Origin of the sequence: Candidatus Liberibacter americanus str. Sao Paulo, assembly GCF_000496595.1 — a bacterium.
Taxonomy (GTDB): Bacteria; Pseudomonadota; Alphaproteobacteria; order Rhizobiales; family Rhizobiaceae; genus Liberibacter; species Liberibacter americanus.
In genome coordinates this window covers 263,532-280,280 of sequence record NC_022793.1, presented here as the reverse complement: position 1 = coordinate 280,280, position 16,749 = coordinate 263,532, and the positions used below count along the sequence as shown (strand labels likewise).

Sequence of the window (16,749 nt, the reverse complement as noted above, 5' to 3'; positions counted from 1 at the left end):
GAAACTTATAGACAGTTTTTTTTCAATGATGTGGCAAGATTAGTCATCAATTTAAAATAAAGATCAGGGCCAGCAGGCAATAAAATACCTTCTGGATCAAGCATTGCTACAGCTACATCAGTACCATCTGTAATAGATCTTATCATTTTAGGATCAAATTCCGGCTCATAGAATACACAAGAAACATCTTCTGAAGTAATTAAATTTTTAATTCTTTGAAATGACTTTGCTCCTGGAAGAACAGACTTAGGCATTATTGATTCAATAATATTAATTCTATAACGATGTTCGAAATAACGATAAGCTCCATGAAAAACAACAATTTTTTTTCCTTGAACTGAATATAATAGCTCAGATAATGAATTATCTAATTTATCTAATTTAGTTAAAAAATCTTGTTTATTTTTTTCATATTTTTTTTGATTATTTGGATCTCTCTTGATTAGCTCCATAGCAATAACATTAGCCATATGTTTTGCATTTACAGGATCCAACCAAAGGTGCATGTCATATATGTAATTATTGATATCTTTTTCATGCTGATAAGACTTAAGTAATTTTTTATCACGTTTATACAATAAAATTTTATGTAAATTTGAACAATTCGATAGTATAATAACATTAGATGTCTTATTAAGAGAAGTTAACGGTTTTTCTAAAAAAGTTTCCATATTCGGACCAATCCAAAAAATAATATCAGCATTCTCTAGCATAATAATATCTGATGGACGCAAACTATAATCGTGAGGAGAGCTGTTATTTTTGACAAGCAAACTAGGCTTGCCTACTCCATGCATAATATAAGATACTATTGAATGAATCGGCTTAATAGAGGCCACTACTCGCAAAGAGTCAGCCATAACTATCCCTTTCAACATAGAAAATAATAAAATAGTAAATATAAAAATGTTTTTCATAATGTTTAATCCTGTTATTATATGATTATTATTGAATAAATAAGATGGAGTATATACAATTTAGCTATGCATACTTGCTCATCTCTTCCTTTAATCAGATTTACAAATACAAGTTTTCATAAAAACGGACGCAATATTTTACATAATATCAATTTTACTATAAAATCTGGCGAAATAGTTACATTAATAGGTCCCAACGGATCTGGAAAATCAACTGTTGCTAAATTAGCTACAGGCATAATTAAACCAAGCATGGGCAATATAACACGCAATCCCAGAATAACTATAGGCTATGTACCTCAAAAAGTCACTATAGAAAAAATGTTACCTATAAGTCTTATTCAATTTATCAAACTTACAGTTAAAGCTTCACAGAATGATATTTTGAAAATGATTGATAAAGTTAACTTAACAGGAAAAGAACATATAAATATAGCAGATATTTCAGGAGGAGAATTTCAACGTGCTCTTCTTGCAAAAGCTTTATTGCGTAAACCAGATCTATTGGTTTTAGACGAACCACTACAAGGGATTGATTTTCCGGGAGAATTAGCATTATACGAGCTTATAACATCAGTTCAAAAATCTACAGAATGTAGTATACTACTCATATCCCATAATTTAAATATGGTTATGGCTTCTACAAATACTGTGATATGTTTAAATAATAAAATTTGTTACAAAGGCCCCCCTCAAACTATTAAAGATAATGCAGAATTTGTTCGACTTTTTGGCCCACGTACAGCAGAAATATTAGCAATTCATAATCATAAACATGACTAATTATCTGACCAACTATAATATAAATCATATATAGCATAGACGTAACAATAAGTAATATATATAACGATAGAATGTATAACGAATTTTTAACTCGCGCTTTGCTTGCTGGAGTTGGTATAGTATTATCAACTGGACCTCTTGGTTGCTTTATTATATGGCAACGCATAGCATATTTTGGAGATACCATAGCACACTCAGCACTATTAGGAGTTGCTATATCACTCATGTTTGAGATACCTCTCCCAATTTGTGTATTCATAATAGCATCTTCCGCATCGCTTTTGTTGATTAAAATTCAAAAAAATGAAAATCTATCTTATGATTCAATACTCGGAGTGATTGCTCACTCTACACTATCACTTGGTCTTATAATATTATCATTTATAGATTGGGTTAGAACAGATCTTAATATTTTTTTATTTGGAGACATATTAGCCGTCAATATAAATGATATAATTCTTATCTGGAGCGTTGGAATATTAAATATTCTCGTATTAATAACAATATGGAAACCTCTTTTAGCTACAACCATAAATCATGAGCTTGCAAAGGCAGAAGGTATTAATACAGAAAAAAACAAGATAATTTTCACACTTATAACATCGCTTATGATTTCTATTTCTATAAAAGTAGTTGGAATAACACTTGTAACATCTCTTTTGATACTACCAGCGACTACTGCAAGACGTTTCTCAAAATCTCCTGAAAGCATGGTCGTTATATCAACAATCATTGGTATCTTGGGAATAATCGTTGGTCTCTATGGATCATTGGTTTTTGATACACCTTCGGGACCATCCATAATCATAGCAACTATGATATTTTTTATACTTAGTCACATTCAAATACCTAAAAAACTATTTTTTAATAAAAAATTATTTAAATAATAATACATAAACTCATGTAAAAGTTATTTAAATCAATAATTTTTATTTTGTAAAAATTACAAGCAAAATAATATTAAATTATCACTTGATTAATTAATATTCTTATATAAAATCACTTGATTAATTTAATATACTATTATAAAACGCGACACACTGCCATTTACATAATTATTACTCTTTAATAATTGACTTATTACTCTTTAAGAATTATTGTCTATATAGGCGATTTTTATAATAAAGGGAGAAGGATCGGTATGAGTAGTACGAAAATTTATGGTATTGTCAATGATCTTATGAATATTGAATATAAGGCACATTACCATTATATGCAAGCGTCTTCTTGGGCCGCCTACAATAATCTTGATGGCTGCCACAGCTTTTTGTTAAATCATGCACAAGAGGAATACTCCCATGTAATGAGGGTTTTTAAATATTTAATTGATGCAGGATATAATGCAGTTTTCTATGATTTACCGAAACCTGAAATCAAATCTGATGATGTTGAAAGCTTGTTCTCATCGATATACCAACATGAAATAATCGTAACAAAAGCATATGATGATGCTTTAATAAGTGTCTCTGAAGAAAAAGATAATCAAACATTTTGTTTTTTACAATGGTTTGTGAACGAACAAATTGAAGAAATCACATTGTGTCGCAATATCTTAGACAAAATAAAATTAATAGGCTCAGGCCCTCATTCTCTTTATCTAATTGACCTAGAAATAGGAAAAATGGCAAAAAAAAGTTGATTTAAAAATGTCATTTTTTATAGTTTGATTAATTATCATAATATAATCAAAGTTATAAGGTAATTATCTAAAAGATGAGGTTTTATTTATTTAGGTATGTTATATATAATTTATAGTTATCTGTATGTATATCGGCAGCATAAAGTATTTAAATTTGATCTACGTTAAACATAATTAATTATAGTAAATACTGAAAAATAACGCTTAAAATCAGACAATTAAAAGATAAAAAAACTAAATTGGTATAATTAAAAAGATCTTGCTATTTAAAATTATCAATCATATTCAAAACTGCAGGACCAATAATAATGCCCAACAAAACAGGAAGGAAAAAAACTATCATCGGAACCGTTAATTTTGGTGCTAATGAAGCCGCTTTTTTTTCTGCTTCAGTCATGCGCTCAGATCTACTTTCGTCAACTAAAATACGTAAAGAATCACCAATTGAAGTACCATAACGATCTGACTGAATTAAAGCTTGCATAACATTTCTTATACAATCCATCTGTGTGCGGTTATAAAAATTTTCAAATGCGTCTTGTCTACTAGGAAGGAATGATAGCTCAGCCGTAGTTATCATCATCTCTTCTGATAAAGCAACTGATTGTCCACCTATTTCTTCAGCAACACGACGCAGAGCCTGATCTACTGAAATTCCTGCTTCAACACATATCAAAAGTAAATCAAGAGCATCCGGCCAAGCACGTCTTATAGAATCCTGCCGTTTTGATACAAGGTTAGATATAAAGATATTTGGCAAATAAAATCCAGATAGGCCTATAGTAAATGCAATTATAATACGAAAAGATAATGGATGATCTATGAATTTATCATAATGAAAAACCCATATAACAGACAAAATAAAACAAATACAAGGGGATAAAATACGAGATATCAGCAAAACATTCAATGAATATTCTGATCTAAAACCAGCGGCACGCAACCGATTTATGGTATGCTCATCCATCACTATAGCTTTTAAATTTAGCTTTTTCACTAATTGCCTTAAAGAATTGCTATCCCGTGTACGCAATCCAGGTTTGCTATTATTTTCCAAACTAATACGTTGCTTTTTACGCAATAATTCCCTTTCAGCAGCAATATATTTCATTCTTTTATCTAAATTATCAGCGCTTAAATAAGGAATTACTATCGCATAAATCATAGCAAATACCGAAAAAGAGGTCGCAATAACAATCGCGATGTCAAAACCACTAAACATATTAAAAATATATGAGGGCATTTTAAATCCTAAAAACTAAACATCAAAATTTATCATAAAACGCATAATCAAAACACCAACAAGCATCATACAAGCTGCAAATCCAAGAATAATATGCCCCCTTGTATCTGTAAAAAGAATACTCATATAATCTGGAGACGTAAAATAAACAAGCAAAGATACAATAAAAGGCAGAGATCCTATTATCCATGCAGAAGCCTTTGCTTCCATCGCCAGAGCTTGAACTTTTGCCTTCATCTTCTTTCTATCACGCAATACTTTTGACAAATTAGATAAAGATTCCGAAAGATTACCACCAGATTGAGATTGAATTGTAATAACAGTTGAAAAAAAAGAAACCTCTTGCAAAGGCATGTATATAAGCATACGAGCAACACTTTCAGAAACACTTAATCCTAACTGTTGAGCCTCAACAACACGTCTAAATTCAGATTTTACAGGTTCCGAAGACTGACTAACAATAATAGCAATAGCATCAGAAACAGGCAATCCTGAACGAACTGAACGAACTACGATATCCAAGGCATTCGGAAATTCATTCAAAAACTTTTCTTTTCTTTTCTTTATAATAATTTTTAATAACATACGAGGAAAAATCAGTACAGATGATAATGAAATACAAACACTAATAAAAAAACTGTTCACTAAAATTAAAGCGAAAATCCAAACAATAAATCCAAATATAGCACTAATAATGTAAAAAGATTTTTTTGAAATCGATAGACCTGAATAAGATATTAAAGCTGATAATTTAATATTATTAGAAGATTTCTCTTTTTGTTGCATTTCTATCTTTTGCATCGCTTCTAGCAATGCTTTACGACGTTTCGATGCTTCTAAATCATCGCCTTTATTCTTAACAGATTTTTTTTGTATTCTTGAAGCAGTAGCGATGGAATCATCATCTTCGTCTTTAAAAATATAGAATAATATCTTATAAATAATGATAAATACGAATAAAACAATCAATCCTATAAAGGCAACTCGGAAAATATAATCCATGTCATCATAACCTATAAATCTAGTTGTTGATCTTATTTTTCAATAGATTCAAGAACTTCTGATAATCTTCTTTCTTCACCATATTGAGCAGCCCTATCCCAAAAACGAGGACGAGAAATTCCACCACAAACATGCTTACCTATAAGTTTTCCGTTAGAATCTTCACCAATAATTTCATATTTAATAAGGTCTTGAGTGATAATTATATCTCCTTCCATACCAACTACTTCACAAATACTAGTAATCCTTCTAGAGCCATCTCTTAACCTCTGTGTTTGAATAATAACATCTAAGGAAGTAGTGATGATTTCTCTAACCATCTTAGATGGCAGAGAAAATCCTCCCATAGCAATCATTGTTTCCATCCTACCAAAACTCTCACGTGGATTATTAGCATGGATAGTACCCATAGAGCCATCGTGTCCAGTATTCATTGCCTGCAACAAATCCAAAACCTCTGGTCCACGTACCTCTCCTAAAATTATACGTTCTGGTCGCATACGTAAACAATTCTTAACTAAATCACGCATAGTAATTTCACCACCACCCTCAATATTAGGAGGACGTGTTTCCAATCTAACCACATGCGGCTGCTGAAGTTGAAGCTCAGCAGTATCTTCACAAGTAATTATACGTTCATCTGAATCTATATAACGAGTTAAACAATTAAGTAATGTTGTTTTTCCAGAACCAGTCCCCCCTGAAATCAATATATTACATCTAATACGACCTATTATTTGTAATAAATTTGCACCTGCAGCTGTTATCGCTCCAAATTCAACCAAATGATCTAAAGTAAGTTTATCCTTCTTAAACTTACGAATAGTCAAAGAAGGCCCTCCTAGAGCAAGTGGAGGGATTATCACATTTACACGAGAACCATCTAGCAAACGTGCATCACATATAGGACTTGCCTCATCCACACGACGACCAACCTGATTAACAATACGCTGACATACAGAAAGCAACTGTTGATCATCTCTAAAACTAATACCTGTCTCAACAGTTTTACCATTAACTTCAATGAATATCTTATCAGCACCATTTACCATAATATCAGCAATATCATCTCGTGCAATTAGAGGCTGAAGAGGACCATATCCTAAAATATCATTACAAATATCTTCAAGTAGATCTGCTTTTTCAGAAAGAGATATGGATAAAGCCTTAAGAGCAATAATCTCAGTTATTAGATCACCTATCTCAGACTGAGCTTCCTTTACATCATACTTAGAAAGCTGAGTAATATCTATCATTTCGACAAGAGTCGCAAATATTACAGCCTTAAGTTGATAATAATTATCACTATGATTCTTTGCATCATAAACAGGTTTATCTACAGGCTTTTCTGTATAAGTTTCTTTTGACTCATGATGCTCAGCAACATCTTTCTTTTCCGTTACAGAAAATTTACTATCACGCCTTCCAAACATTTATGCATTACCTAATAAAATATAGTTTAACTCATTTTCTATTAAAAAAACTTGTTATCTTTGAACGTATACCACGTTTTGGTTTATTCATCGTTACACAATCCGCAAGAATATGAATAAAATCAGAAAATATGGCATTGATAGAAGATTTTGGATTAATCTCAGAAATCATTTTTCCATTATTTGCCGCAATCCCAAAAAGATTAGCATCAAATGGAATAACAGCAGAAGGTTTTATGCCTAATGGACTACAGAAATCTTCAATAGAAATTTCAGGCCTTTTCGGGATGCCTATTTGGTTAATAACAAGATAAATAGAATCATCTTTGTTTCTCAACTTTTTTAATTCATCAATTAAATTTTTAGAATTACGTAATCCAGTAAGATCAAGAGAAGTAGTAATAACCACTTTATCACTTTCTACGAGAAGATCACGAGCCCAACTATTCCATAAATTAGGCACATCAATTATCGTAAAAGAAGAAGATCGATACAATATATCAATTAATGGGAATATATCATCAGAATCAAAATCATATGTACGCTCCAAAGTAGATGGAGAGGTTAAAAGTGATAGATTATCACTATAAGATACAAGCAACTTATCAATAAAAAATCTATCTATCTTACTATTATTATAAATAGCATCCGAAATGCATTTTATAGGATCTTGATCAAAGTCAATATTAGAAGTACCGTATGGAAGATCTAGATCCACTAAAACTGTTTTCATTTTTAAAATAGAAGCAATGCTAAAAGAACAATTATGCGCTATAGTTGAAGAGCCAACACCACCTCTTGATCCTATAAAAGATATAACTTTACCAACCGTTTCTACAGAAATATCATAAATATTAATTAAAACTCTTATAATATCAGCAGAAGATAATGGTTCAACTAAATACTCAGATATCCCACTAGAAATCAATTCTTTGTATAGATATACATCATTTCTATCTCCTATTATTACGACTTTTGTGCTAGTATCACAAACATCAGCTAAAGGATTCAATGAATTCAAAATTTCTTCGCTATCGCCCTTTATATTAATAATAAGCAGATTAGGAGTAACTGACTCAGAAAATATATTTATAGCTTCTGCAATTGATCCCTTAGTAATCTGCATATCAACTTGATCCATCTTATGGTCAACTTTAAAACTTTCCATGACAGAACAAAGTTCATCAGTAATACAAAAAGCATGAACAGATATGTGCGATAAAAAATTTGATTGATCAGAAGAACTTTCATAGCTTTCATTTATAAATTCTGATTTTTTATCTGATACTTTTTCAACAACCATCGCCATTTTCCCTGTAGCATAACAAAGTTATCTGAAAACTAACTTTGTCAATTATATTTTATCAAATATAATCATAATTTATCAAATGCTTGAAACATATTATGTGTCCTCGATTTTTATTTTTTTAAACCCTTATTATAATATGAATCTATTGCTTTATCTGTCATTTCTCCATCAACAAGTGTCTCAAGACGCGGATGAATTAAATCTAAAGGATTATCTATCTGTGCAAGCAAGTTATGATGAAATGCACAACCATAATTATACCAATTTCCATTCAAAGAATTATCTTTTATAATACTATTTGGCCATAAACCGCATTGTCGTCCGATATAAGGTCTAGCAGCAAAATAACTCAGTCTGATAGTATCAATATCCAGTCCATAATTAGCATCATATAACCTTTCAGATATGGAATTAGCAGGAATACCATTACTAATGAAAATAGAACGTATATCATTCGCAGCACTTTTTATAGCAGCAGAAGAAACAGTAGGACTTGGTAACATGATAAATATAACAGTTGAACTATTCTTTTTATATGAATCTACAAAAGCTTCTATTGTACTTCGCATCTGATCCGTTATTTTCCATCTCCCAGATAAAAACTTCAAATCTAAACTTCTTTCTGTCCTTTTCATCATAAATGGATGATGAAAAACATCATTATTAATACTTGATTTTGTATTTAAAAAACAAGAAGACATAGAAAAAGCTAATTGAATTAAAATTATCATTCTCAAACAAAAAATATTACACGATATAATCCTTGAAAAAAAATTCAATACTATAATAATTAACTTTTTATAAAACATCACTAAGAATACACTCCTTATCCGCATTATTAGATTTTATTTGTAAATAAAACCAATAGCGCCTTTATATGATTTTTCCGCATTTTTCGTATAATCTTTAGACCCATAAACTTTGTTAACACGATTTAAAAACAAATTATCGGCATCACTTGATAACTCGAAATTATAATCTGGTCGCACTAAATCACCCTCACCAACAGACTTAACAAGAAAGGGAGTAGCTGCTATAAATAATTCCGTTGCATTCCTATTAACACTCATGTTTTTAAACAAAGCACCCAAAATTGGTATCTGTGATAATAATGGCACCGCATTAGAATCGTAGCTTTCAGCATTTTTCAACAAGCCTGCTAATACTATGGTGCCCCCAGAAGGTAACTCAACACTAGTCTCAGTTGTACGCATAGTATATTCAGGTTCGCCTGAGTTTACAATTGGTTCAGAAATTGACGCCTTAATACGCAATCCGATCCTTCCTGGAGATAATACAGTAGGAGTAAAATCAAGTTCAATACCGTATTTATGAGACTGTAAAGAAGGTTTTCCGTTGCTATCAAATGATCTCATGAAACGTTCACCTCCTGATGAAAAACTAGCACTTTGTCCTGAAACAGCAGTTAAAGTTGGCTCAGCTATAGTGTGAAGAGAACTTGCATGCTCTAAAGCTCTCAAGAAAGTTTTCAAAGTAAAATACTTATTAGAAGTGCCTATATATAAAGAATTATCTTGGCCAGCTGATCCTCCTGATAATATATTAAAATTTAAAGGTGAAGAAACAGCAGAAGAACCTTCTTGAATAGAATGACTAAATCCTACTTGTTTTAATACTTCTCTGCTTACTTCAGCAATTGTTACCTTAAGAGTTACCTGATCACTACATTCAACCTTCAACATATTTAATACTTTTTTATCCGAAAAAGCAGTTGCTAAATCAACAGCATGCTTAGAATCTTGAGCTGATTTTACTTCTCCATTTAACACAATATTGTCAGATATCATTTCAACGCTAATATTTGAATTTGGAATAAAACGTCGCAAATTATTTTGAAGTGTATAAGCATCACGTTCAATATTTACCTCGATATTTAATAAATCTTTCTTATCCTTGCCCACAATAATAATATTGGCTCTACCAAGTTTCTGTCCAAAAATATAAACAGTATTAACAGAATACAATTTAACACTCATTTTATTAGGATCAGAAACTAAAACATCACTGACATCTAATGGCATTTCCAGAATTAAAACTTTATCTAAACCAACTGTAATTCTTTTATTTGTCCCTAATTCTGATTTTTCTATTTTTATAACAGTAGGCTTCTCAACAACCGAAGAATTTAATGATAAAGGTTTCGACAACAAAGAACTAGGAATTAGCATAAAAAAAACAACGAAAATTCGCTGTAAAATATTCATCTTGAATTTTCCTCTACATCATGATTAACAATGAAACCTGATTTAACGATCAAACTATCTGATGCAAAGGTCCCATCAGCATCAGAATTATAAATAAAAGAATCCGATATAGATCTAAGAACAAGTATTAATTTAGATGTACTGCTTTGAGCAGCAATAAGTTTTACAGCCTGTTCACTGTTAACCTCTAATATAGCAGTTGTACCAATAATTGACGTTTGGCCCTCGTCCATATTTTGATCTATTGCCAAAACTCGTATATTTTTTAGGACTATTGAAACTTTTTTATCAAATTTAACCGCCATAACATCAACACGATCATTAGGAATTATCATTCCAGAAACAGCAGTAGAAGCTGAAATATCCACCGCTATAGCTAATTTTCCTTTTGGAAGAATATTAGACAAATGTCCACCGCTTAAATTAGAATTATCAAGCAACCTTTCTAAACGAATTGGATCTCCTTTTAAAATAGGAAACCGCACTATAGCCCCATTTAATTCCTCAATCGCTTTAGGTCTATTTACATCATTAATAAAACCTGCAAATAAATTTTCTTCAGGATAAGCGGCCCATTCAATAGACTCTCTATAGATAGTAGAACCCATTGGCATATCATGAGCGGCAACCAGTACATTAACAAGCTTTATAGAAGGATTAGCTTCAATCTCATCTTTCGTAACAGGATCATGAGACAAAAGACGCATCGCTATTATACCTGAAATAACAGCAGCTACAGCAGATATAACCAATCCCATAATTCGATTTAATTTCATTATTACCTCTAAAAACAACCGATAAAATAATATTAACCAATAAAAATAATCCTAATAATATCGCGATATTTACAAACTATTAAACCATAAAATCAGATATTTGATCTAAAGCAATTTTAAATAAGTATGAATCCGGATATGTCATAAATCCCCCTATAGCTATTGCAATACCATAAGGAATTTTATCCTTTATAAGAAAACTCTGCGGAATTGAGATATGAAAAATACGCGAAGCAAGCCTCATTAACATAATAAAAAAGGCCAATACTCCGCCAACAAAAGAAACAAATAGCATAAACTCAAAAAGAGAATTATCCCAACCAAACCATAATGAGGCAGATGTCAAAAATTTTGCATCTCCTCCCCCCATAATATTTACTATAAAAAAAACAAAACAAATAACAAAAACAGTAAGAGCAACTAATATATGGCATGAGATAGAAAAAAAATTCAATCCAATCAAAGGAGCAATGAATAAAAATGAAGAAATCATAACTAAGGAAACCCTATTTGGTATAGTGGCAGAAAACAAATCATTCAGAGCCGCTATAGATAAGCAAAAAGGGAATACGATAAACACAACAGAAGAAATCATTATATTATCTTTCACATTCACAACACAAAATACATAATTTAAATAAAAAACATTAATAAAAGACGTAATTGTAATATCAAATTATATAAAAAACAAAAATATAATTTTTAAGCATGGAATGTAGTGTATAGTATATATGAATATGATAACGGCCTTAAACAAACTTTAAAGGGCCGTTATCAAAATAAACAACATATAAAAGCGCTTTACGCTTTTATATTGTTAAATGATTATTCAAAAATAAAACTAACATAAATTCCTAAGGATTATAACCTTATAATCATATAGCTATTACATAAATAATAAATTATAACTTTATTCTCTATACATAGTTTACTTAGCAATAGCAGTAGCTATACCCACAAATTTATTTTTTATTGCCTCTCCTAAGCTGGTAACTGAAGCAATAATTGCAACTGCTATCAAAGAGGCAAGCAAGCCATATTCAATAGCTGTAGCACCAGATTCGTCATTTAAAAATTTTTTAAAGTAATCCAATCTCATAAAAATCAATCCTATTTATAAATTAATGAAAAAATATTATACTAAATATAATAGTTTTTAAGCCATAGCATTAAAAAATATTAAAATACAACAACTTTATAATATTATAATATAATCTAAATAAAAAATGAATCTATGGCAGTAAAACGACATTAAAATATACAGTATATAGACCAAGATATACATCAGATAGTTATTAAAATTTTATATAAACAATAAAATATAAGATTGTTTATATAAAATTAATCAAATGCACCTTGCAAAAATAAAAGCATCATTATTTAAATGAATCGACTGTGATATTTGGTGCAAACTATAAAAAAAAAGAAAAGCCATTCTTAAAACTCATTAAATATTTGGCTTCTAATAAATTAACTGCAATAATAATATCAACCATATAATCAAAGAAGCAAGCCCCTTTTCAATAACTGTAGCATTATTCTCGTCATTTTTTAATAATTAAAATAATTATTTTTTCGTCAAAACAAATTTCATGTATAAATCAGTCAAAAAAACATGAATAATTATAGCAAAAATTGATCTTTCACAATACATAAATACATCACTAAACCAATAATATTATATATAATTAATGTTTTATTGATTAATTATTTAATTTATTACTTCAATTATATTGAATGATTTGAAAACGACCTTAACCTATATCTAGGCAAGATCGTCATAAAATAAACGACATATAAAAGCGCTTTACGCTTTTATATTGTTAAATTCTTATTCAAAAATAAAACTAACATAACTTACTAAGGATTATAATCTTATAATCATCTAGCTATTAAATAAATAATAAATTATCACTTTATTGTCTATGTTTCTTAGGCTTAGGCTTAGGCTTAGGCTTAGGCTTAGGCTTATTCTCAGTCTCAGTCTCATTAGGAGTAGAAGCAAGAGTAGGAGTATTCGCATTAATAGCAGTAGCTATTGCAGAAAATTTATTTTTTAGTGCATCTCCTATTTGGCCAACTGAAGCAATAATTGCAACTGCTATCAAAGAGGCAAGCAAGCCATATTCAATAGCTGTAGCACCAGATTCGTCATTTAAAAATTTTTTAAAGTAATCCAATCTCATAAAAATCAGTCCTATTTATAAATTAATGAAAAAATATTATACTAAGATATAATAGCCTTTAAACTATAGCATCAAAAAATATTAAAATACAATAACTTTATAATATAATGATATAATCTAAGTAAAAAAATAATCTATAAAAGTAAAACAACATTAAAATATATAGTATATAGACTAATATATACATAAATATATTTATTAATTTTATATAAAGAATAAAAGTATTGTTGTTTAATAAATAATATAATATGATATTTAGTTATAACCATAGAAAAAGAAAATAAATTACGTAAATACATCATTAAACCAATAATATTATATATAATTAATGTTTTATTGATTAATTATTTAATTTATTACTTCAATTATATTGAATGATTTGAAAACGACCTTAACCTATATCTAGGCAAGGTCGTCATAAAATAAATGAAATATAAAAGAGCTTACGCTTTTATATTGTTAAATGCTTATTCAAAAATAAAACCAACATAACTTTCTAAGGATTATAACCTTATAATCATATAGCTATTACATAAATAATAAACTATCACTTTATTACCTATCTATGATTTACTACTTAATAGCAGTAGCTATTTTAGAAAATTTAGTTTTTAGTGCATCTCCTATTTGGCCAATTGAAGCAATAATTGCAACTGCTATCAAAGAGGCAATCAAGCCATATTCAATAGCTGTAGCACCAGATTCGTCATTTAAAAATTTTTTAAAGTAATCCAATCTCATAAAAATCAATCCTTAATTTTTAATATATGTATATATAAATATATCAGATCTATCTCTAATATATAATACAATATATTACAGCAAATATAATTGTAATTACTTTATTTTAATATAACACTTTATATAAAATAAATAAATAATTTTATATAGATAATATCTATTAGTATAAAAAAACATAAATTCAAATTTAAAATCAACAAATATTATTTATACAATATATAATTAAAAAATATAATTAAATATATTATATAAATTAATTAAACATAGCAATATAAAGAATAAAAACAATAAAACCAATGATAAATTATCACTTAAATAATTTATTTAATTGCAATAAAACAAATAACATAAGCAATACATAAAATCTAAACATAAAAATATGACAAATATAAATTATTTTATATTTGAGCATGATTAGTATCAATTAGCATATGCGACAATATTTTATCTCAAATAACTAATTATATTGTCAAAGAATAAGCACATAATTTATTTATAGTAATTACTATATATATTAATTAAACAAAGTGCGCATAATATTTATTTATAAAAAATTAACCTATAAACAACAATTTTTATTATTAGTTATAATATTGTTTTATAAAGTTAAATACAAATTAACTTTATATTATAAAAAACTTTTTTATAAGTTTAATTACTTATTATATATAATTTATAATAAGTAAAAATATATTTTTTTAATACAATTTAAATTATTTACTTATAACTTTTGTTTAAAGTTATGGCAATTTTATTTATATAATCTTATATAATACAAAAAAATAAGGAAATTATATTTAATATTATTCCTTGTTTTTTGTCAAAAAGCGAGTGGCTATTTTATAATAGTAGTCAAAAGAAAAATATAAATTATAAAAAAGCCATGACACTTAAGCGTACCAAAAATATAAAATATAAATAGGAGAAAATAAAATGATGAGATCTATTAAAAAAATGATAAAAAATGAATCAGGACTTGCAGCGCTAGAATATGGCCTAATTGCCAGCGCAATAGCAGTTGTGATACTAGTAGCTGTAATGGGATTAGGAAATGCAGTCAAAGGTAAATTTGAAGGCATCACAAAAGAATTAAATAAAAATCCGACAAGTCAGACATAACAGATAGTAGTAAATAGAAAAACGCCATAGGTATGTCTACATCCATACCTGTGGCAAAAAACCGATTTAAACCAAGTAAATTGCATTTAATCAATTCTAATATTCTGAAACTAATATCATCTCTTTAATAGCCCACATAAAACACATATTGCAAGCAAGACAAGCCCACAATTAATTACTACATTATATGAAACATCGCTCGTCTAATTGCCAATATTACAAGATAACCCCGCATAATATTAAAATTACATATATCAACAACCATCGACAACTAAAGCAAATATTCTAGCAAGATAACCTTATATAGGAATTAGCAGAAAAACAACATTTATATTAATAAATATAAGCCAAAATTAATTCTTTTCTATAATTTGCTTAAAAGCATATTCAATATAATATTTAAAACCTAGAAAATATCTCTGTCAATATCAAGATCTAGCAATATCTAAAAAATAAATATATAATAGAAGATAAATATAGGATAAATACTAAAAAAGTAATTTATTAATCTCTCTCCATCATAAGAAAAACGATTGATAATTTACTACAATTTAATAAAAAAGAATTACATATATCATATTTGATTTCCGTAGGCAGAAAATATTATGAAAAACCGACCTATCACAATAGTTTTATCTACCTTCATGGTAGCTTACATAAATACTGGACTTTTGAATAGTAATCACATTTATGCAAATTCAAATTCTAAAGAAGACGCAATCAAACCTAAAATCAATACTGAAGATGTCAATAAATCTAAGCTTAATACTCAAAATCTAAATCATAGTAATAAAGCTTCCGCCAAGAAAGGACATGATAATAGCAGAATAAAAGGTCATAATAGCAGAATAAAAGGTCGTCCTAATATAAATATAAACAATGCTAAAAAAATCGACTTAGATGAAACCATAAAAGAAGAAAAATATCTGGAATTAGAGATGGGTAAATCGACTATATTACAGTTTACAGAAATACCGAAACAGGTGATCATCGGCGATGCTACAATAGCAAACCCTTTACCACTAGAAAATGAAAAAAGATTGATATTGACCCCTTTAAGATCCGGATCAACTAATCTAGTAGTTTTCAGCAAAGACGGAAATATTCTTTTTGATAAGACATTAATCACATTTATAAACGAAAAGCACGTTGTTACGATTTATGAACCTGATAAAATAAAGAAACTATCTTGCTTTCCAAAATGCGATTTGAAAAAATACAACGATTATAAAGGAGATAACCAACAATCATATTCCAACAGCTGAATGGATTCAGATATAACAATCATAGGCATTCTAAAGCGCATCTATATAGATATATCAAGAAACAAATGCCTTTAATTTATTGGCAGCAATTACTTTCATATGAAATAAAAA

17 protein-coding genes are annotated in these 16,749 nt (G+C 28.8%); 5 read left to right on the top strand and 12 right to left on the bottom strand.

What is annotated here, in order from left to right; genetic code table 11:
* Positions 1-5: 5 nt before the first annotated feature.
* Positions 6-917, bottom strand: a complete 912-nt coding sequence (locus LAM_RS01155; protein WP_007556858.1) for a zinc ABC transporter substrate-binding protein — start codon at positions 915-917, stop codon at positions 6-8.
* A gap of 66 nt (positions 918-983) precedes the next feature.
* Here LAM_RS01155 and LAM_RS01150 point away from each other — a divergent pair, with 66 nt between their 5' ends.
* The 3 genes from LAM_RS01150 to LAM_RS01140 all read left to right on the top strand — a co-directional run bounded on the left by LAM_RS01150 (position 984) and on the right by LAM_RS01140 (position 3,339).
* On the top strand, positions 984-1,700 hold the full coding sequence (locus tag LAM_RS01150) for an ATP-binding cassette domain-containing protein (protein WP_007556857.1): 717 nt from the start codon (positions 984-986) through the stop codon (positions 1,698-1,700).
* A gap of 71 nt (positions 1,701-1,771) precedes the next feature.
* A complete protein-coding gene (locus LAM_RS01145) occupies positions 1,772-2,587 on the top strand; it encodes a metal ABC transporter permease (RefSeq protein ID WP_007556856.1) in 816 nt (271 codons plus the stop codon).
* A gap of 254 nt (positions 2,588-2,841) precedes the next feature.
* A complete protein-coding gene (locus LAM_RS01140; protein ID WP_007556855.1) occupies positions 2,842-3,339 on the top strand; it encodes a ferritin in 498 nt (165 codons plus the stop codon).
* Positions 3,340-3,601: 262 nt separating this feature from the next.
* Here LAM_RS01140 and LAM_RS01135 read toward each other — a convergent pair whose 3' ends face one another.
* From LAM_RS01135 to LAM_RS05210, 11 genes are all read right to left on the bottom strand, one after another.
* Positions 3,602-4,582: a type II secretion system F family protein gene (locus LAM_RS01135; RefSeq protein WP_007556854.1), complete on the bottom strand. Its 981-nt coding sequence runs from the start codon at positions 4,580-4,582 to the stop codon at positions 3,602-3,604.
* A gap of 15 nt (positions 4,583-4,597) precedes the next feature.
* On the bottom strand, positions 4,598-5,584 hold the full coding sequence (locus tag LAM_RS01130) for a type II secretion system F family protein (protein WP_007556853.1): 987 nt from the start codon (positions 5,582-5,584) through the stop codon (positions 4,598-4,600).
* A gap of 32 nt (positions 5,585-5,616) precedes the next feature.
* Positions 5,617-7,017, bottom strand: coding sequence for a TadA family conjugal transfer-associated ATPase (locus tag LAM_RS01125; protein ID WP_007556851.1), 1,401 nt, complete (start codon positions 7,015-7,017; stop codon positions 5,617-5,619).
* A gap of 31 nt (positions 7,018-7,048) precedes the next feature.
* Entirely contained in the window at positions 7,049-8,326 is a 1,278-nt protein-coding gene (locus LAM_RS01120) for a CpaE/TadZ family protein (RefSeq protein WP_144079396.1), read from the bottom strand.
* A 110-nt stretch (positions 8,327-8,436) separates the two neighbouring features.
* Entirely contained in the window at positions 8,437-9,135 is a 699-nt protein-coding gene (locus tag LAM_RS01115) for a CpaD family pilus assembly protein (protein WP_187287996.1), read from the bottom strand.
* Between the two features lie 36 nt (positions 9,136-9,171).
* A complete protein-coding gene (locus LAM_RS01110; protein WP_007556848.1) occupies positions 9,172-10,551 on the bottom strand; it encodes a type II and III secretion system protein family protein in 1,380 nt (459 codons plus the stop codon).
* Entirely contained in the window at positions 10,548-11,327 is a 780-nt protein-coding gene (gene cpaB, locus LAM_RS01105; RefSeq protein ID WP_007556847.1) for a Flp pilus assembly protein CpaB, read from the bottom strand. The genes LAM_RS01110 and cpaB overlap by 4 nt, the downstream gene beginning before the upstream one ends.
* Positions 11,328-11,406: 79 nt before the next feature.
* The gene (locus LAM_RS01100) at positions 11,407-11,937 is read right to left on the bottom strand and encodes an A24 family peptidase (RefSeq protein ID WP_051050876.1); all 531 of its coding nucleotides are present in this window, start codon (positions 11,935-11,937) and stop codon (positions 11,407-11,409) included.
* 318 nt (positions 11,938-12,255) lie between these two features.
* A complete protein-coding gene (locus LAM_RS05215; protein ID WP_023466174.1) occupies positions 12,256-12,426 on the bottom strand; it encodes a Flp family type IVb pilin in 171 nt (56 codons plus the stop codon).
* Between the two features lie 817 nt (positions 12,427-13,243).
* Positions 13,244-13,513 carry a Flp family type IVb pilin gene (locus LAM_RS05610; protein ID WP_023466173.1) on the bottom strand — a complete coding sequence of 90 codons (270 nt, stop codon included), beginning with the start codon at positions 13,511-13,513 and terminating at the stop codon, positions 13,244-13,246.
* Between the two features lie 573 nt (positions 13,514-14,086).
* Complete coding sequence (locus LAM_RS05210) at positions 14,087-14,254, bottom strand: Flp family type IVb pilin (protein ID WP_023466172.1); 168 nt, start codon at positions 14,252-14,254, stop codon at positions 14,087-14,089.
* Between the two features lie 933 nt (positions 14,255-15,187).
* Here LAM_RS05210 and LAM_RS01090 point away from each other — a divergent pair.
* Together LAM_RS01090 and LAM_RS01085 are read left to right on the top strand one after the other, a co-directional pair.
* Positions 15,188-15,373, top strand: coding sequence for a Flp family type IVb pilin (locus LAM_RS01090; RefSeq protein WP_007556698.1), 186 nt, complete (start codon positions 15,188-15,190; stop codon positions 15,371-15,373).
* 605 nt (positions 15,374-15,978) lie between these two features.
* Positions 15,979-16,638, top strand: a complete 660-nt coding sequence (locus tag LAM_RS01085; RefSeq protein ID WP_007556699.1) for a pilus assembly protein N-terminal domain-containing protein — start codon at positions 15,979-15,981, stop codon at positions 16,636-16,638.
* Positions 16,639-16,749: the final 111 nt, after the last annotated feature.